We start from the raw sequence: 18897 nt of genomic DNA, 5'->3' as shown, positions 1-18897 counted from the left end.
ATGGCAAGAATTGCAGGGGTAGATATACCTAAACAAAAGCGAGGAGTTATAGCATTGACCTATATCTTCGGAATTGGCAAAAGCAGGGCTCAGGAGATACTTGCACAGGCTAAAGTAGATGAGAGTAAGAAAGTCTCAGATTGGAATGATGATGAGATCGGTAAGATTCGTGAGGCCGTAGGTCAGTATACAATCGAAGGAGAATTACGTACTGAGGTTCAAATGAGTATTAAGCGTCTAATGGATATTGGATGCTACAGAGGTATCCGCCACAGAGCTGGATTGCCTTTAAGAGGTCAAAGAACCAAAAACAACTCCAGAACCAGAAAAGGAAGAAGAAAAACAGTTGCTAACAAGAAAAAAGCAACTAAATAGTAAGTAGTATGGCAAAGAAGACAAATCAAAAGGCCGGGAAAACTCAGAAGAAACGTAAAGTAATCGTTGAATCAAACGGTGAAGCTCACGTAACTGCTTCTTTCAACAACATCATTATTTCTCTTACCAACAAAAAGGGAGATGTTGTAGCATGGTCATCTGCAGGGAAGATGGGCTTTAGAGGATCTAAGAAAAATACTCCTTACGCTGCACAGCTTGCTGCTGAAGATGCTTCGAAAGTAGCTCACGAAGCTGGACTGCGTAAAGTTAAAGTATACGTAAAAGGTCCTGGAAACGGTAGAGAATCTGCGATCAGATCTATCCATAACAATGGGATAGAAGTGACCGAGATCATCGATGTAACCCCGCTTCCACACAACGGTTGTCGTCCACCAAAGAGACGTAGAGTTTAATTAATTTTAATAATAGGAGAGGATTTAGATTATCGAAGGACTTATGCCTTAATTCATAATCCCTTTCTAAAACAATAATAGTAATGGCAAGATATACTGGTCCAAAAACTAAAATAGCCCGTAAATTCGGTGAAGCTATTTTTGGAGACGACAAATCTTTCGAAAAAAGAAATTATCCTCCAGGACAGCACGGGAATAACCGTCGTCGTGGAAAAAAATCTGAATATGCTATCCAGTTAATGGAGAAGCAAAAAGCCAAGTATACCTATGGTATTCTTGAGCGTCAGTTCCGCAACATGTTCGAAAAAGCAACCCGCGCGCAGGGAATTACCGGTGAGGTGCTTCTTCAACTTTGTGAGTCCCGTTTAGATAACGTAGTGTACCGTATGGGAATTGCTCCATCTAGAAGAGCAGCCCGTCAGTTAGTTGGTCACCGTCACATCACTGTAAACGGAGAACTAGTAAACATACCTTCTTACCACCTGAAAGCCGGAGATGTTGTAGGAGTAAGAGAAAAATCTAAATCACTTGCTGTGATTCAGGAATCATTATCAAACAACAGCAGTGTTTACGAATGGATTTCATGGAACTCAGAGAAGAAAGAAGGAACTTTCGTATCTGTACCTGGAAGAGTTCAGATTCCTGAAAACATTAATGAGCAATTTATAGTCGAATTATATTCGAAATAATAATTCACACAGAAGTCGAAATATGGCAATACTAAATTTTCAGAAGCCCGATAAAGTTATAATGATTGATTCAACCGATTTCGAAGGGAAATTTGAATTTCGCCCTTTGGAACCTGGATATGGATTAACCGTTGGTAACGCTTTAAGACGAGTGCTTTTATCTTCTTTGGAAGGTTTCGCGATCACTTCAGTTAGAATTGAAGGTGTAGATCACGAATTCTCTACCATCGCAGGAGTAGTGGAAGACGTAACCGAGATAATCCTTAACCTGAAACAGATCAGATTTAAAAGGCAGATCGATGAGATCGATAACGAATCGGTTACCATTTCAGTTTCCGGAGAAGAGCAATTAACTGCCGGTCACTTCCAGAAATTCATCTCAGGATTCCAGATCCTTAATCCAGACCAGGTAATCTGTCATATGGATAAAAAGGTAAGCCTGAATATGGAAGTAACTATCGAAAAAGGTAGAGGTTACGTTCCGGCCGAAGAAAACAAAAAAGCCAATGCTCCACTTGGTACGATCTTCACAGATTCTATCTACACTCCTATAAAGAATGTAAAGTATAGCATCGAGAACTACCGTGTTGAGCAGAAGACTGACTATGAAAAACTGGTATTCGAAATTATTAGTGACGGTTCTATACATCCTAAGGATGCCTTGACCGAAGCAGCAAAGACCCTTATCCACCACTTTATGTTATTCTCTGATGAGAGAATCACTCTTGAGGCAGATGAGATCGCTCAAACAGAGACTTATGATGAAGAATCTCTTCACATGAGACAATTGCTTAAGACCAAACTGGTAGATCTTGATCTTTCAGTTAGAGCTCTTAACTGTTTGAAAGCTGCTGAAGTTGATACTTTAGGTGACCTTGTTTCTTACAATAAGAATGATTTGATGAAGTTCAGAAACTTCGGTAAAAAATCACTTACCGAGCTTGAAGAGCTTGTAAGCAACAAAGGTTTAAACTTCGGTATGGACCTGTCTAAATATAAACTAGATAAAGACTAAGCTCGCGGGGAATTAATTTTCCCTGCTTTTAGTTAAATTATATAATCCCGTCATAATTTGCTCCTCAAAGTGGGTCGTAGCAAGATGATGAAACAAAAAATGTCATGAGACACGGAAAAAAAGGAAATCATTTAGGTAGAAAGACTGCACACCGCAGGGCTATGCTTGCAAACATGGCTTGTTCCCTAATTGAGCATAAACGTATCAACACTACAGTTGCCAAGGCTAAAGCTCTTAAAGTATTTGTAGAGCCTCTAGTAACTAAGTCTAAAGAAGATACTACTCACAACAGAAGGATTGTGTTTAGTAAACTTAGAAGCAAAGAAGCTGTTAGTGAGCTTTTCAGAGATGTTGCTCCTAAAGTAGGAGATCGTCCAGGTGGTTATACCAGAGTTATTAAACTAGGTAGCCGTCTTGGAGATGCTGCTGAAATGGCGATGATCGAGCTTGTAGATTACAATGAAACTTATGGTGTAGATAAGCCTAAGAAGAAAAAATCTACGCGTCGTGCCGGTAAGAAGAAATCTGAAGATACTGCTTCTACTGCACCAGCTACAGAAACTAAAAAAGAAGCGCCAAAGGCTGAAGAGCCAAAGGCAGAAAAAAAGGATGATAAAAAAGAAGAATAGAAATGATTCTCTTTATAATCTAAATTTTAAAAGGATAAGCTTTAATAGTTTATCCTTTTTTTATACCCTATTGATAATTATTTTTACAGCCACAGTAAACACACAACACGACTATGAAATATCAGGCTAAAAGAAAAGCGATTATTTTACTGGAAGACGGAACTATCTTCTACGGCAAGGCGGTCGGCAATAAGGAAGGTAGTGCAACCGGCGAAGTATGTTTCAACACCGGGATGACCGGCTACCAGGAGATCTTTACAGACCCTTCCTACTTTGGACAGCTTATGGTCACCACCAATGCTCATATTGGTAATTACGGAACCAATGAAAATGAAAATGAGTCTGATAGCGCCAAGATCGCCGGGCTTATTTGTAAGAACTTCAGTTATACCTATTCCAGGCCTGCAGCCGATAAGTCCCTGGAAGACTTCCTGGAAGAAAATAAGATCTTCGCGATCTCAGATGTGGATACTCGTGCCCTGGTTACCTACATACGTGAAAATGGAGCCATGAACGCGATCATCTCTACAGATGTAGACAATATCGATGGTCTAAAGGAGGAACTGAAAAAGGTGCCAGATATGAACGGGTTAGAGTTAGCCTCTAAAGTTTCCACCAAAGAGCCATATTTCTATGGAAATGAAAATGCAACCTATAAGATCGCTGCTTTAGACGTGGGAATTAAAACTAATATTCTTAGAAATCTGGCTGAAAGGGACGCTTATATTAAGGTGTATCCTTACGATGCTACCTATGAGGATATGAAAGAATGGAATCCAGACGGATATTTCCTTTCAAATGGTCCTGGAGATCCACAGCCGCTGGATAGCGCCATTGAGGTAACCAAGACCATTATTGAGAACGATCATCCGTTGTTTGGTATTTGCCTTGGTCACCAGATCATAGCTATTGCTAACGGGATCAAAACCTATAAGATGCACCATGGTCACAGGGGGATCAACCATCCTGTAAAGAATATGATCACCGGGAAAGGCGAGATTACATCCCAGAACCACGGATTCTCTGTAGACAAGGAAGAAACCGAAGCTCACCCTGATGTAGAAGTAACCCACATTTGTTTGAATGATGGGACCGTTGGTGGACTTGCCATGAAGAACAAGAATACGTTCTCTGTGCAATACCACCCTGAAGCCAGCCCTGGGCCGCACGATGCCAGCTATCTTTTTGATAAGTTCATCGACAGGATCAAATCTGTAAAAGCATAAAACAAGTTATATAAGAATTAAAAGGTCGGGTGGTATTCCCGACCTTTTTTTATTCACGCTTGGCTGTAAAATAAATTTGAATACCATAGAATATCTATTTATGTTTACTGCTTTTTAACTTAACCTACCAGCTTTGAGGAAATTTTCAATTTTTATTGCCATACTGTTCTGCTCTTTTGCTCACGCCCAACTTGAATTTGAGAAAGGATATTTTATTAATAACTCCGGGGAAACAACTGAATGTCTGATCAAGAATATGGACTGGAATCTTAATCCAGATGAATTTGAGTATAAAATCTCTGGGAATAGCCAAGTTGAAACCGCAAAGGCTTCTGATGTCAGGGAATTTAAAGTAGGCGATTTCTATTATGTAGGCGATTATGCCAAAATCGAAATCTCCTCTACTAAGTCCGGTAATCTAGACCAGAAAAGAAGCCCTGATTTCGAAGAAAAAAATGTCTTTTTAAGATTGCTTGTGAATGGAGAAATAGATCTGTTAGAATATAAAACCAGTTCTAAATCGGTGTTCTTTTACCGGAAAGGCGATGATGAAATTGAACCGCTTATCTATAAAAAATATCTTGTTAACCGGAAAATTTTAGAAAATCAGAGGTTCCGTCAACAAATAAGCAACGAATTGACCTGTGAAAATTTAAATTTTCAGATTCAAAACATTTATTACACCAGGTCAGATTTAATGAGCTATTTCACCAAACTTAATAATTGCATTAATTCTACTACTCCATTCTATGTGGTTGAAACAGGGAAGCCTGAATTTTATTTCTCGCCTGTGGTTGGGCTTGGCTATGCAAGCCTTAATGTTGATAGAGGGCTGAATGCGGCGGGGACCGAATTAAACGGTCTTGAATATGGTTTAGGAGCCAATTTAGAATATAATTTCAGCTTTAATAATTATAAATGGTCTGCTGTGGGAGAATTGTTCTACAGATCATTTAGTGATGAGAAATTCGTAGATGCTAGAAATTATGATGCAGATCTAAGGGTGAATTATAATTCAGTAAATTTTTTCCTGGGAGTGAAGCACTATCTTTTTTTGAATACGAATATGAATTTATTCTTACAGGCTGGACCTGTAATAGATATGCCAGTTAATTCTGAAATATTATTCGCTAATACTAACCGGGCGATGGATCCTGTATTGGAAGATTTGGACATTACCTTAGGTTTCAGGTTTGGTGTGGGGCTTGATTTCTCTAAAAAATTCCATGTAGGTATGAATTACGAAAGCCGGGCAGTTAATGGTGAAAGGTTTGTTGAGGGTGGTTATGATTTGGATTGGAAAAGTTCTTACAACAGTCTGAATTTGAAGTTAGGTTATAAGATTTTTTAATTATTTCCTTTTTAATCTGTCGAGTAATATCTTATCATTTTAACTCCCTTAACGGTTAAATATAAAAAAAGGTTGCTCACCCTTATAGTTTTGTGTAGTTTATGAAGAAATTTAAATCCTAAATCTAAGATGAAGAAAGCTTTAATGTTATTCCTGTTCTTCGCAGGTTTTGCTGCTCAATCCCAAACTACCCGGAACCAGTTTTCCCTTAATTTCCTCATACCTTCTGCCGAGTACGAATGGGCGGTTTCAAATAATTCTACTATAGATGCCATGGCCGGGCTGGGTTTTGGATATCATGATGCTTATTACCTGGACGAACCTGAATATGGGGTATTTCCTCAATTCGAAGTGCAGTACCGTTATTATTATAATTTTGAAAAGCGGCTGGATAAAGGCAAGAAGGTATCTGAAAACTCTGCCAATTATATCGCAGCCGTGGGAGTTTTAGGGATTGGAGATCCTGTTTTTGGTGATATGGAATTAGAGGATGATTATACTGGTTTCCTTGGGCCTGCCTGGGGTTTACAAAGGGTTTACAACAGCAATTTTAAACTGAACCTGAACCTTGGAGCCGGTTTGGGATTTAATGATTCCGGAGACACTTATTTCTCCCCGCTAATAGATATTCAGCTTGGATTTAAATTGGGAAAGGAGTAAGTGAAGCGCCTCTCGCTAATATTAATTATCCTTTTCAGTGCTTTTCATGCCAACGCTCAATGGGCTCCTAAAGTGTATGCCGGGGCAAAGGCTTTCTATGATAAGGGTTTTGAAGGCAATACATTTGGCGGATTCGAGGCCGGGGCTGAGCTGCTGCGGTTTAAATTTCTTGCACCGGAGATCGGAATAAGTTACTTTTCCGGGCAACCTAATATAAGGGAATTTCCTGATCTGGGATCATTACCACCTGAGGGACGGGCAAAATTCGATGGCAGGTTCAATTCTTTCAATTTCTCCCTTGGCCCAAAATTTATTTTCGGTAACCAGGAAGCCGCACTGGTTTTTTTACCGGAATTTAATCTGGGAAGAATGAAAGTGTCTGAAAGGTATTTTCTGCGCGATAATACCAGATATGAACTGCGGGAGGAAGCAGGTACTTCAGATAATATTTCTTTTTGGAATTTTTCTGCTGGTGTCGAGGGTGATTTCTTCGGCCTGGACCGTATTAAATTCAGCCTTTTGCTTACCTATACAACACTGGATTCAAAGAAGGCCTTTGAAGATCTTCAATTCCCCGATTCCTCGGAAAAATACGCTGGGGGGAGTGAGGGTGGATTGGGAATTAACTTTCGGGCCTATTTTGACATTTTCAAAAATTAGGGAAATCTCCCATTTGATTTTTTCGAAAACGTTTGAGCTTGATTATTAGTTATAAATGCCTTAAAACTGTGATGTACACTCGTATTTTAAGAGCTGTATTTGTATCTTGCAGATTGTTCAACTAACTAATAAAATATAGAAAATGAGCGCAATTTTAGATATTCACGCAAGACAGATATTCGATTCAAGAGGAAATCCAACTGTAGAAGTTGATGTATATACCGAAAATGGAATTATGGGCCGTGCTGCCGTTCCTTCTGGAGCTTCTACCGGGGAGCATGAAGCAGTAGAACTTCGCGACGGTGGAGATGATTTTATGGGGAAAGGAGTAGCAAAAGCCGTGGAGAACGTTAACGGCGAAATCGCCCAGAAGCTTCTAGGATTTTCCGTTTTTGAACAAAACCTGATCGATCAGACTATGAGAGATCTTGACGGAACTCCGAATAAATCTAAACTTGGGGCTAATGCTATCCTGGGAGTTTCTCTTGCTGTGGCTAAAGCAGCGGCTAATGAACTGAATATGCCTCTTTACAGATATGTGGGTGGGGTGAGCGCAAATACGCTTCCGGTGCCTATGATGAATATCATCAACGGGGGTTCTCACAGTGATGCGCCAATTGCCTTTCAGGAATTCATGATCATGCCGGTAATGGCAGAGAGCTTTTCTCACGCTCTTAAAATGGGAACCGAGATCTTCCATAACCTAAAAAAGGTACTTCACGACAGGGGTCTTAGTACAGCCGTAGGAGATGAAGGTGGTTTTGCTCCAACTCTGGATGGAACCGAAGATGCTTTGGATACTATTCTTAAGGCGATCGAAAAAGCAGGTTATAAGCCTGGAAAAGATGTGATGATCGCTCTTGACTGCGCTGCAGCTGAATTCTTCGTGGACGGAAAATACGATTACACCAAATTTGAAGGTGATAAAGGAAAAGTAAGAACAAGCGAAGAGCAGGCTGAATACCTGGCGGAGCTTGCTTCAAAATATCCAATCATCTCCATAGAGGACGGAATGGACGAAAATGACTGGGAAGGCTGGAAAGCGGTAACCGATAAGATCGGTGATAAGGTACAGCTGGTTGGAGACGACCTTTTTGTAACCAACGTGGAGCGTCTTGGCAGAGGAATAAAGGAAAATATTGCAAATTCGATCCTGATCAAAGTAAACCAGATAGGAACTTTAACCGAGACTATCGCAGCCGTAAACATGGCTCATAACGCCGGTTATACTTCAGTGATGTCTCACCGTTCTGGAGAAACTGAAGATAATACCATTGCAGATCTTGCCGTAGCTCTTAATACCGGACAAATCAAGACCGGTTCTGCTTCCCGTAGTGATCGTATGGCTAAATACAACCAATTGCTAAGAATAGAGGAAGAATTAGGCGATGTAGCTTTTTATCCTCAGGATAAAGCATTCAAAATAAAATAAGATTTTAGAATATTATTTGAAAAGCCTCTTCGAAAGAAGGGGCTTTTTTATTTTAAGTTCCTTAATTTAACAATGATTTAAAAGTCCGGGCTGTGAGAACTATGGCCTAATTACTAATTTCAGGAAAACCAAAATAACCAATTGAAAAATAATTTTCTTTTCGTCGCCGCAGAGAATGATGGTATCCCCCGCTGCAAAGCTGGAGGAATGGGAGATGTCGTGAGAGATGTTCCCAGGCAGATCGCTTCAAGGGGTGACCGCGTCAGCATCATTACCCCCGCTTATTCAAGACTGCATACTTCTGGAGCTGAAAAAGTAAGCGATATAGATTTTATTTTTCGGGGTGTCCCGCATCGGGGCGAGATTTATGAGGTGACCGGTAAACAGGAGATCACCGGTATCAAACATTATGTGCTGCATCATCCAGACATTAAAGCAGGGGATATCGCCCATATTTATTTTAACGATCCAGACCAGCCTTTTTACACAGATGCGAATGTTTTTTCATTGTTCTGTACAGCTGTTGCCGCAGCGGTGAGAGAAGGCGTTTTTGGTAAGCTGAATATCATTCACCTGCATGACTGGCATACCAGTATGTTGTTATTCCTTCGGAAATTTAATCCGGGGTTTAAGGTGCTTAAGGATATCAGGATGGTTTATTCCATTCATAACCTGGCCATCCAGGGGATAAGGCCATTTGAAAATAACTATTCTTCAGTAAAGGCATTTTTTCCTGAAATAGAATTTGACCATGAACAGTTGTACGATCGCCGTTATCCAGATTGTATCAATCTCATGGCTGTGGGGATTAGGCTGGCCGATGCCGTGCATACCGTCTCTCCTTCATATAAGGAAGATATTCAGAAGCCAAGTAATCCACCGCATTTTATAGGAGGGGAGGGACTTGAAGAAGATCTGAAAAAAGCAAATAAGGAAAAACGGCTCTTCGGAATTTTAAACGGAGCCAACTATTCAAATATTAATACTGTAGAAAGCGGGATCTTATTCCGCCAGTGCGTGAGAAGATTATTCAGGTGGCTGCAGGAAGAAAAAAAGGATTATAAAGCACATTACCTGGCCCATACCGGGGAGAAGATCACCAGGTGGCAGGAACACAATCCAGATTTTATCTGCACCAGTGTAGCCAGGCTTACCGAACAAAAATTCTTTTTCTTTAAAGAAGATCCAGGCCTGCTTCCCGGCTTGATGAAAAAACTCACCGAGGTAAATGGCGTTTATATTCTTCTGGGGACAGGTGCACCAGAATATGAAGAGATCTTCCGTGAGGCCAGTTACCACCATAAGAATTTCATTTTCATCAATGCCCAGTCTGAAAGTATTATAGACATGCTTTACCAGGAATCTAATCTATACCTCATGCCAAGCCAGTTCGAGCCCTGCGGAATTAGCCAGATGCTGGCGATGAGAAATGGCCAGCCATGCCTTGTTCATCATACCGGCGGATTGATAGATACGGTGGACAATATGAAAACCGGTTTCAGCTTTGATGGTAAAAATGTAAAGGAAAAAACGGCAAATTTTGTCAAAATCTTTTCAGAAGCTGTAGACCTGTATTTTAAGGATAGAAAAGCCTGGGATGAGATTTGTGCAAACGCCAGGGCCAAGAGGTTTACCTGGGAAAAATCTGTGGAAACTTATTATGCGGAACTTTACCAGCTTGCAGTGAAGGCTAAGGAAAAAGTCTGATAAAAGCAGGTCACAATTTGCCAGATTAATGCCTATCCCAGCATAATTTCTTACTATTAAAGGCGATTATTTTTTTCATATTCAGGGCTATCTTATTAAAAGAAGACCAATATTTTGATGTGAGAAAGTTAAAATTTGCGAAAACTGAAGAAAATCGGGGTATTTCTGAAATTTCAATAGTCTGCTTAAAATTATTTTAACACTAAATTTCGTAATTTAGCAATCCTTAAAAATTAATCTAAAAGAACTAAAAATAATATGTCTAAAACAGCGACACTCGAATTTGACGGAAAGAAATATGAGTTTCCCGTTACCGTGGGAACCGAAGATGAAATAGGGATAGATATTAAAAAGCTTCGTGGAGAAGCCGGACTTATCACTTTAGACCCTGGATACAAGAATACTGGAAGCTGCGAGAGTGCCATCACGTTTTTGGACGGTGAGAAAGGTGTTTTAAGATATCGCGGATATGCTATCGAGGATCTTGCCGAAAAAGCAGATTTCCTGGAGGTAGCTTACCTTTTGATCTTTGGGGAACTGCCAAACAAGCAACAGCTGGAAAAATTCACCAACGATATTAAGGAGCAGTCTCACGTAGATGAGGAGATGAAGAAGATCCTGGACGGTTTTCCAAAATCTGCTCATCCAATGGGAGTGCTTTCTTCACTTACCAGTGCCCTAATCGCATTTAACCCATCTTCGGTAGATGTTCAGTCTGAAGAAGATATGTACAAGGCGATCGTAAAGATACTTGGGAAATTCCCGGTACTTGCAGCATGGACCTTAAGAAAGAAGAACAGCCTTCCGCTTAATTACGGAGATGAGGACCTTGGATATGTAGAGAACCTGCATAAGATGATGTTCGAGAAGCCAAACAAGACTTACAACGTAGACAAGGCTGTGATCGATGCTTTGGATAAACTATTAATCCTTCACGCAGATCATGAGCAGAACTGTTCTACCTCTACGGTTAGAATGGTAGGTTCTTCTCATGCCGGGCTTTTTGCTTCACTATCAGCAGGTATTTCTGCACTTTGGGGACCACTTCATGGTGGTGCTAATCAGGCAGTGATCGAAATGCTAGAAAGAATCAAAGAAGATGGTGGTGATACTCACAAGTTCATGCAGAAAGCCAAGGATAAGGAAGATCCTTTCCGTTTGATGGGTTTTGGACACCGTGTATACAAGAATTTCGACCCACGTGCTAAGATCATCAAGAAATCTGCAGATGAAGTATTAGGTCAGTTAGGAGTAGAAGATCCTGTACTTGATATCGCTAAAGGTCTCGAAAAAGAAGCCCTGGAGGATGATTACTTCGTAAAAAGAAAACTATATCCAAACGTAGATTTCTATTCTGGAATCATTTACCGTGCTTTAGGTATTCCTGTTGAAATGTTCACCGTAATGTTTGCTTTAGGAAGACTTCCGGGATGGATCGCTCAGTGGAGAGAAATGAGATTGAGAAAAGAACCAATCGGTCGTCCACGCCAGATATATATTGGAGAAAATCACAGAGAATTCAAGCCGCTAGGTAGTAGGTAATCTTTGTATTATAATAAATTAAAAAAGCCCTGTTTAATCACAGGGCTTTTTTTTGTTTTGAAAATTTAATGTACTGTTCAATTTAGTTCCTTTTTCAAAGGCGTATGCAAGCTCGTGAAACTTTGTTCCACATAATTTGAATCTTCCCGTATCACGCTAAGTAATAATTTATAATTCTGATAATCCCCGGGTATGGTAATTCTAATGAACGGGCCTTTTCCTAATTTTTTTAGTGCAAGGTCATTTCCGTACTCATCGGTTTTAATTAAGCTCCATTCAAATTGGATCCCATCGTAATCGACGTCTTTGCTGAAACTCCAGTTATTGTTATAGTAAATCAAGGCGTGAAAGGTTTCCTTGTTTCCTTCCAGAAGAGGTATTGCCGGTTTGAGGATCCTGAAGGCATTTTCATTTTTTATATCTTCATCATCGAACTTTTTAAAGACCTGTTTTTTTCTGCCTTCAAAATCCAGGAGTCCGTTAAAACTAAGGCCGTTACTATACCTTTCATCCTGCCAGTTTTCTAAGATGAAACTATTTTTCTCAATTCCCTGCTTACTATAATCTATTGGAGGAATAGAACTTACGAAGGTTTGAAGGTCATTTTCTTCAGCGAATTGCCTGATTTGTTTTAAAGTTGAAAGATCATGGTTCGTGATTTCCAGTCCATAATAGTCTGGAGATAAGGTTTTTTCAATTTCCCCGATCAGGCTGTTCGTATCTTTATTTAATTCTACATTCAGGATCAACGGGGTATTTTCATTTATCCTTCGTATTTCTGTAAAAACTTCGGTGAACCAGGCCAGAAGTTTTTTGCATTTCTGAAAAAGCAGAGGTTTTAAAAAATCAGATTCAGTTAAGAAACTGAATGAAAATCCAGTAATATTGGGTTGTTCATTTAACTCTGATATCTTTTCAAGGATCTCCTGCTTAGTTTCTTCCATTTTTGCTGAATCCTCAAGTTGATCAGCCAGGTAAAACCTGCTGAAATCGTAGATCAAGCCGATATCCTCTTGTTCAGAATATTTCAGGATATTATGGTCATATACATTCCCTCCAGGATATAGTATAGTGTTGATTCCGTTTTCCTGCATTAATCGGAAATCCCTGAGCAGGTTTTTTCGGCTTAAAACATGATAGTTGTCTTTCCATCTGATACCTTTCCGGTAGCGGACTCCCTTAATAGGTTTTTTGAAACTAATGGCAGGTGAGCTTCTGAAGCTGCTAAGACTATCTTTTTCCTTAATAGGTTCTATGGCCGATTTCTCTGGCTGGAATAAAGAGATAGAATCTGTGGTCCAGTCGATATATTTATCCAGGTAGATCTTTCCGGCGGGGATATTGTTGTCATAAGCACTGTTGAAAAATACTACGGCTGAAATTTCAGAAAAACCTTTCCGTAATGTGTACGATGCCTCCTTTAACCATTCAGACTGGTCCACTTCAGGGTATTTGATGGATCCAAATTCAGCTAACATGACCGGTTTGCTGGTAAACCAGTATAACTTATCATGAAAAGGTTGATAAAGTTGCCTGAAGGGAATATTCTTTCCTCTCTGGTTCAATATTCCGTAGTTTAAAAGGGTTATACCTACCCAGTCCACGTAATCATCTCCTGGGTAAAACTTATGCATGTCTTCAGATTTCCAAGGATTCCAGACAAATATTGTTTTATGAGCACCCTGTTGCTTTATTAAATTAAATATATGTTTCCAGGCTGCCTTGAATTCTTCGTTAAGTTTGCCTTTTGTTCGTGACCATGGATATTGCGGGTTATCAAATTCGTGCGCGAACCTTAGGAAAACAGGTTTGTCGTACCTGGCTAATTCCTGCCCAAAATACCTGATATAATCATCGAATTTCCCGGAAGAAATTTGCTTGAGAATACTTCTGGTTTCCTTTTTATCGGCTATTGTGGAATCGATCTTGATCCAGGGTTCCCAGGTGATCATGGGAACTGCCTTTTCATTCTGAATAGCCTCAAGCTGTTCAACCGGAAAATGATTTTTGTTCGATATGTCCCATCCAATATAAAAAGAGATAATGTCGAAATTAACCTCTTGTCGTTGTTCAATATCTCGAATTTCCTGAATGGCTACCGTTCCGGTATCACGGTCTGGATGGTAGATGCCCAGATAGAATTCGTTGCTGAATTCAGGAGGTCTGGAAGAGATATCATCCCATTTAGCCTGATCGTTTTTCTGTTTAAGTCCTAATGAGACTGACACCATGATAAGCAGAAGGGGAAGGGCTAAAAACCTGCTAAGGCCAAAAATGGAGTTTCCAGCTCTTAGAAAGCTGAATCTAATTTTATTAAGTTCTGTGAGTACCTTTTTGTTCAGATTTTCCTTTAGAATATTGTTTTCGTTTGTGACCTTGACCGTAAGATAGATCCCCAGAATCATGATGATAGCATTGAAAAGGGCAAACCCGGACATTACGATCATAAAAGGAGTGAAATCTCTCGATAAGCCTATGACGATCGCCAGCAGGGATAATAATGCTATAACGAAATTAGGTATGATTATTTTTAGATTCGTGGCGAATTCATTTTCTTTTGGAGTAGGCAGGTAAGGGATGTTTTTGTCTATCAGGGTATAGAAAAATCCAAGCAGGTAGATCCACCAGGTATTTATTTCAAGAAGACCTCCCATGATGTGAAATCCTCTTTCTTTCCGTTCGATCACCCATTTCTGAATGTATGTCCTTATTAAAATTGAACTCATGATCACAGGCAGGATAACCAAGGCAAAGTCTATCACATTGCCCTTCCATGGTGTAATGGAAAAAAGGAGTGAGATAATTGGTATTATGAAATTGATCAAACAAATAAGTCCACTTAGATAATGCAATGGCAAAACTCCAAAATGGATTTTTTGGCGAGTAGTGAATTTGTTGAATAGTTTAGGGTACACTTTAAATAAGAGGTCAAAAGTTCCCCGGGCCCATTTTAGCTGTTGTTTGAAATAACTCGTCAAATTAGATGGGGCTAATCCCTGAGCCAGGATCTTTGGAACATAAACCCCTTTCCAACCCTTTGCGTAAAGTTTCATGGCCGTATGCATGTCCTCGCATAACCCGGGGGCATGCCCTCCAATACTGTCCAGGGCCTCTCTTCTAAAAACACAGTTAGCACCAATTGCATTTACCGCACCATATGAATTGAGGGTCATCATCATGGGGCCGTAAAACTGAAAGGTTTGTTCCGCAGCTCCTCGGGCAACCAGTGTTTCTTTCGTATTATAATATCCCTGAACGGTCTGCACAAAACCGATCTTCGGATCTGAAAAATAAGGAATGGTCCTGTCCAGGAAATCCGGATCGGGAATATGGTCTGGATCAAGGATTACCGTTATTTCCCCTCTGGCAATTTTATTTAAGGCATTATTAATATTCCCTGCCTTTGCATCGATACGATTATCCCTGGTAATATGGTGAATGCCGTGTTTCTGGCAAAACTCCTTCAGGTAGGGATCATCGGCCTCATCACACAAAAAAGTTTCATGAGGATAACTTATATTAAGTATGGCCTCCAGTGTGGTGATGGTCATTTGGTAAGGTTCCCCCGGGAAGTAAGTTGTAAGTACGTCTACACTAAATTCCCTCGTTTTTATGGGTTCTTGGGGGACAGAAATATTCGAATAATTGTACCATAAGTATAATTTTTTAATCATTCCGTAGAAAAGGCTGATCGCCAAAAGGACGAATAAGAAAGTATTGCCATGGAATTCAGGTCTTAGAAAGAAAAAAAGAAAATTCAGGATACTGAAAATACCAAGGAGGATCAAAAATTTGATCACCATGTTTTCATTTTTAGTAGGTTCCTGGATCTTATTCCTCATCCTGCGGGTTTAAGACGTAGAAAGGAATATTGGCAGTGGCATAATATTCTGTTCCATTTGTTAGATAAACAAAAAGGCGATAAGGGCCATCCTCTTTTGGAGTCCTGAATTTTGCAACTTGATCTTTGGTAAAAAAATCTATTCCTGTTTCTATTTCACTTATCCCGGTATCATACCATGACTCTTTTCGTATTTCCCACTCATAAGTAAGCGCTTGGTCTCTTTCTTCTGGTAAAATCACTTTTGCTTCTGCTAGTGAATTGGGAGATAGAACTATGTTTTTGCCTACGCCTGCATCATTAAGAGTAATATATTCAAGAACTGGCCCGGGAAAGGTTTCGTTAGTATTTTTCCAGATCTGAGATAATTCAAAAACCGCCTGAGTTTTTTGATGTCCCTTCCCAAATAGGCTATACCAGGTAGGTGTATATTCATTTTTGGCGCCCCAGTAAAAAATAAAACTACCTATGGAACCTTCTCCTTTCATTGGTTCCATATAATTATAATAACGTTCCCTGATTTGTTCTGCTTTTTTAGTACTGGTTTCTTCAATGGGAGCCTTCCATTCCGTTACTCTTGCCTCCCAGGGACCGTTTACACCCCATTCTGCGATCACATGAGGACCCTTCCAGATAGGAGAGATAGGTCGTAATTTATCTGAAAAACTGCTTAGAACCCCAAATGAATTAAATGATATAAAATCAAGTTGCGGACTCCTGGAAAGAATAGAAAGAACCCTGGATTTATTGGCCCCAATCGTGGTGGTGCTAACGGGGTGATTAGGATCAATTGAATGAACAAGGTCGATTAATTCATTGAATTTATCATGAAATTTAGAGACCTCATACAGGTAGGGATAGTACAACTCGTTACCCAGGTTCCAGTACAACAGAGCCGGATGGTCATGGAATTTACGAACTAAAGGCTCAACCCCTGCTTTTATCAATCTGAAGAGTTCTTCGTTTTCGTAATATTCTTCAGCGATATAAACTTTAGGCAGAGGGATGTCTACAACTACGGCCAGACCTAAAGATTGCGCATGGTCTAAGGTGCGGCGAAGATAGAGAGTGTCATAAATACGTGCGGTATTACCACCGGCTTCGCTAAGCTCGGTTAGATATTCAGGACTGGCTGCACCACCTTTTATATAATAGGGCTCGCCATTACGAATTAGCCTAAACCCGTCCCTGGTTTCTTCAATATGGACAGTAGCCGAATGGTTCTTGCATTCGTACTCACTACATGCGAAATTTAAGGCAAGTAAAATCCCCAATATTACTTTGATGCCAAGCTCTTTCAGAAAATAAATTTTTGCAGTATCGGTCCCAAAGTTAGTTAATATATTAAAGTATTTTTATAATCTTGAGAGAAACTAGTTCTAAGCCTGAATATGAAAACGGCATTAGCTTAGGTTAAAAGCAGCTATAATCTTCTCTGGATTATGATTTTTAGGCAGGGGCTTTTATTATATTTGCAAAAATTTGCGATATGAATTTGCATATTACCAATGAAACATCAAGACTTAGGGCGGTAGTGCTGGGTACTGCCGAAAGTATAGGGCCAATTCCAACTCTGGAGGAAGCTTACGATCCCAAGTCTAAAGAACATATAAAAGCAGGAACCTATCCGAAGGAAGAGGATATGGTGAAGGAGATGGAAGCTGTTGCTTCAGTGCTCAAGAAATATGATGTGCAGGTCTATAGGCCGAAACTCATCGAGGATTATAACCAGATCTTTACCAGGGATATCGCTTTCGTGATAGAGGATAAGTTCATAAAATCCAATATACTGCCAGATCGCGACCAGGAGATAGATGCCATTGAGCATGTGATCAATCAAATAGACCCGGCCAAGGTGATAAATCTGCCTGAAGATGCTCATATAGAAGGAGGAGATGTGATGCCTATGGGAGATCACATTTTTGTTGGAACGTATAAAGGTGCAGATTATAAGGATTTTATTACGGCCAGGACCAATCTAAAAGCGGTAGAAGCCCTTCAAAAAATATTTCCTGAAAAGAAAGTGGTTTCTTTTAGCCTTAAAAAATCCAATACCGTAGCTAAGGATAATGCTTTGCACCTTGATTGTTGCTTTCAGCCGGTTGGTAAGGATAAAGCTATTCTTTACAAGGAGGGATTTTTGATAGAGGAGGAATATCAATGGCTTGTGGACTTCTTCGGAAGCGCGAACATTTATAATATTACTCGTGACGAAATGTACCAGATGAATTCTAATATCTTCTCGATATCTGAAGATGTGGTAATTTCAGAAAAAGGATTTACCAGGCTCAATACCTGGTTGAGAAGTCAGGGCATCACGGTAGAAGAAGTACCCTATGCCGAGATCTCCAAGCAAGAAGGCTTGTTGCGTTGTTCAACCTTACCTTTAATTAGGGATTAAGAAAAAAATGATGAGACAGATTACAGATACGATATTGATGGTGAGACCGGTCGGTTTCAGAATGAATGAGCAAACAGCGGTTAATAATTACTTCCAGACCAAGCTGGAAGGTGATGATATCAACGAGATCGCAACCCAGGAGTTCGATCTGTTCGTAGATAAATTACGCGAGGTAGGGGTAAATGTGATCGTGGTGGATGACATTCCTGAAGATGATACTCCAGATTCGATTTTCCCAAACAACTGGGTTTCATTTCATGATGATGGACAGGTTGCTCTTTACCCGATGTTTGCCGAAAACAGGAGGAAAGAGCGCAGGATGCAGTATTTCGCTGAGCTGGAAAATGCAGGGTTCAAGATTACCGATATTGTGGATTACACGGGAGCCGAGGAAGATGATGTTTTTCTTGAGGGTACCGGTAGTCTAATCCTGGATAGGCAGAACCAAAAGGCCTATTGTGCTATTTCTCCACGGGCAGATGAGGATCTTTTGATAGAATTCTGTGAAGATTTTGAATTCACTCCTGTAATTTTCAATGCTTATCAAAGTGTTGGGGACAAAAGGCTCCCAATTTATCATACCAATGTGATGATGTGTGTGGGCGAGGAGTTTGCGGTGATCTGCCTGGATACCATAGACGATAAGAAAGAGAGAAAGAATGTGGTAAAGCATCTGAAAATGGATGGTAAGGAGATCATTTCGATTACCGAGGAGCAGATGCACGAATTTGCAGGTAATATGCTGCAAGTTCAGGGCAAGGATAAAAAATATCTTGTGATGAGCGCCAGGGCACATAGGTGTCTTACCGATGAGCAGAAGGCTCAAATAGAAAAGCATTGTGAAATTCTTAGTTCTGAGATAAAAACGATCGAAACCTGTGGAGGGGGAAGCGCCCGATGTATGATGGCCGAGGTTTTTCTTCCTAAAGCGGAATAATTAAAACAGACAATAAATT

Annotated in this window: 16 protein-coding genes; 14 read left to right on the top strand and 2 right to left on the bottom strand. The window is 40.1% G+C overall.

Annotated features, from left to right (window positions below):
- From rpsM to FLP08_RS03575, 12 genes are all read left to right on the top strand, one after another.
- Entirely contained in the window at positions 1 to 375 is a 375-nt protein-coding gene (gene rpsM / locus FLP08_RS03630; RefSeq protein WP_156274129.1) for a 30S ribosomal protein S13, read from the top strand.
- Between the two features lie 8 nt (positions 376 to 383).
- Positions 384 to 788, top strand: coding sequence for a 30S ribosomal protein S11 (gene rpsK / locus FLP08_RS03625; RefSeq protein ID WP_156274127.1), 405 nt, complete (start codon positions 384 to 386; stop codon positions 786 to 788).
- Between the two features lie 83 nt (positions 789 to 871).
- Positions 872 to 1477, top strand: coding sequence for a 30S ribosomal protein S4 (rpsD, locus tag FLP08_RS03620; RefSeq protein WP_156274125.1), 606 nt, complete (start codon positions 872 to 874; stop codon positions 1475 to 1477).
- A gap of 22 nt (positions 1478 to 1499) precedes the next feature.
- Positions 1500 to 2492, top strand: coding sequence for a DNA-directed RNA polymerase subunit alpha (locus FLP08_RS03615; RefSeq protein ID WP_156274123.1), 993 nt, complete (start codon positions 1500 to 1502; stop codon positions 2490 to 2492).
- A gap of 104 nt (positions 2493 to 2596) precedes the next feature.
- Positions 2597 to 3121, top strand: a complete 525-nt coding sequence (gene rplQ, locus FLP08_RS03610; protein ID WP_156274121.1) for a 50S ribosomal protein L17 — start codon at positions 2597 to 2599, stop codon at positions 3119 to 3121.
- A 113-nt stretch (positions 3122 to 3234) separates the two neighbouring features.
- On the top strand, positions 3235 to 4347 hold the full coding sequence (gene carA, locus FLP08_RS03605; protein ID WP_156274119.1) for a glutamine-hydrolyzing carbamoyl-phosphate synthase small subunit: 1113 nt from the start codon (positions 3235 to 3237) through the stop codon (positions 4345 to 4347).
- 133 nt (positions 4348 to 4480) lie between these two features.
- On the top strand, positions 4481 to 5698 hold the full coding sequence (locus FLP08_RS03600) for a hypothetical protein (protein ID WP_156274117.1): 1218 nt from the start codon (positions 4481 to 4483) through the stop codon (positions 5696 to 5698).
- Between the two features lie 129 nt (positions 5699 to 5827).
- Complete coding sequence (locus FLP08_RS03595; RefSeq protein ID WP_156274115.1) at positions 5828 to 6358, top strand: hypothetical protein; 531 nt, start codon at positions 5828 to 5830, stop codon at positions 6356 to 6358.
- Positions 6359 to 7018 (top strand): hypothetical protein, encoded by a 660-nt coding sequence (locus tag FLP08_RS03590; RefSeq protein WP_156274113.1) that lies wholly within the window; start codon positions 6359 to 6361, stop codon positions 7016 to 7018.
- Positions 7019 to 7160: 142 nt separating this feature from the next.
- Positions 7161 to 8450 carry a phosphopyruvate hydratase gene (eno, locus tag FLP08_RS03585; RefSeq protein WP_156274111.1) on the top strand — a complete coding sequence of 430 codons (1290 nt, stop codon included), beginning with the start codon at positions 7161 to 7163 and terminating at the stop codon, positions 8448 to 8450.
- A gap of 141 nt (positions 8451 to 8591) precedes the next feature.
- A complete protein-coding gene (locus FLP08_RS03580; RefSeq protein ID WP_156274109.1) occupies positions 8592 to 10157 on the top strand; it encodes a glycogen synthase in 1566 nt (521 codons plus the stop codon).
- Positions 10158 to 10415: 258 nt separating this feature from the next.
- A complete protein-coding gene (locus FLP08_RS03575) occupies positions 10416 to 11699 on the top strand; it encodes a citrate synthase (RefSeq protein WP_156274107.1) in 1284 nt (427 codons plus the stop codon).
- A 77-nt stretch (positions 11700 to 11776) separates the two neighbouring features.
- Here FLP08_RS03575 and FLP08_RS03570 read toward each other — a convergent pair whose 3' ends face one another.
- On the bottom strand, positions 11777 to 15541 hold the full coding sequence (locus tag FLP08_RS03570) for a glycosyltransferase (RefSeq protein ID WP_156274105.1): 3765 nt from the start codon (positions 15539 to 15541) through the stop codon (positions 11777 to 11779).
- Positions 15531 to 16814: a glycoside hydrolase family 2 protein gene (locus FLP08_RS03565; protein WP_156274102.1), complete on the bottom strand. Its 1284-nt coding sequence runs from the start codon at positions 16812 to 16814 to the stop codon at positions 15531 to 15533. The genes FLP08_RS03570 and FLP08_RS03565 overlap by 11 nt, the downstream gene beginning before the upstream one ends.
- Before the next feature lie 215 nt (positions 16815 to 17029).
- On the opposite strand from FLP08_RS03565, the gene FLP08_RS03560 reads away from it, so the two are divergent.
- Together FLP08_RS03560 and ctlX are read left to right on the top strand one after the other, a co-directional pair.
- The gene (locus FLP08_RS03560; RefSeq protein ID WP_156274100.1) at positions 17030 to 17941 is read left to right on the top strand and encodes a dimethylarginine dimethylaminohydrolase family protein; all 912 of its coding nucleotides are present in this window, start codon (positions 17030 to 17032) and stop codon (positions 17939 to 17941) included.
- 10 nt (positions 17942 to 17951) lie between these two features.
- The gene (gene ctlX, locus FLP08_RS03555) at positions 17952 to 18878 is read left to right on the top strand and encodes a citrulline utilization hydrolase CtlX (RefSeq protein ID WP_156274318.1); all 927 of its coding nucleotides are present in this window, start codon (positions 17952 to 17954) and stop codon (positions 18876 to 18878) included.
- The last annotated feature ends 19 nt before the right edge of the window (positions 18879 to 18897 follow it).

Source organism: Christiangramia aestuarii, from assembly GCF_009735585.1.
GTDB lineage: Bacteria > Bacteroidota > Bacteroidia > Flavobacteriales > Flavobacteriaceae > Christiangramia > Christiangramia aestuarii.
The sequence above is the reverse complement of the archived record's forward strand: the minus strand, read 5'-3'. Positions and strand labels throughout refer to the sequence as shown.

Coding starts and splice junctions, on each gene's coding strand:
- rpsM (WP_156274129.1), top strand. CDS start 1: ATGGCAAGAATTGCAGGGGTAGATATACCTAAACAAAAGCGAGGAGTT.
- rpsK (WP_156274127.1), top strand. CDS start 384: ATGGCAAAGAAGACAAATCAAAAGGCCGGGAAAACTCAGAAGAAACGT.
- rpsD (WP_156274125.1), top strand. CDS start 872: ATGGCAAGATATACTGGTCCAAAAACTAAAATAGCCCGTAAATTCGGT.
- FLP08_RS03615 (WP_156274123.1), top strand. CDS start 1,500: ATGGCAATACTAAATTTTCAGAAGCCCGATAAAGTTATAATGATTGAT.
- rplQ (WP_156274121.1), top strand. CDS start 2,597: ATGAGACACGGAAAAAAAGGAAATCATTTAGGTAGAAAGACTGCACAC.
- carA (WP_156274119.1), top strand. CDS start 3,235: ATGAAATATCAGGCTAAAAGAAAAGCGATTATTTTACTGGAAGACGGA.
- FLP08_RS03595 (WP_156274115.1), top strand. CDS start 5,828: ATGAAGAAAGCTTTAATGTTATTCCTGTTCTTCGCAGGTTTTGCTGCT.
- eno (WP_156274111.1), top strand. CDS start 7,161: ATGAGCGCAATTTTAGATATTCACGCAAGACAGATATTCGATTCAAGA.
- FLP08_RS03575 (WP_156274107.1), top strand. CDS start 10,416: ATGTCTAAAACAGCGACACTCGAATTTGACGGAAAGAAATATGAGTTT.
- FLP08_RS03570 (WP_156274105.1), bottom strand. CDS start 15,541: ATGAGGAATAAGATCCAGGAACCTACTAAAAATGAAAACATGGTGATC.
- FLP08_RS03560 (WP_156274100.1), top strand. CDS start 17,030: ATGAATTTGCATATTACCAATGAAACATCAAGACTTAGGGCGGTAGTG.
- ctlX (WP_156274318.1), top strand. CDS start 17,952: ATGAGACAGATTACAGATACGATATTGATGGTGAGACCGGTCGGTTTC.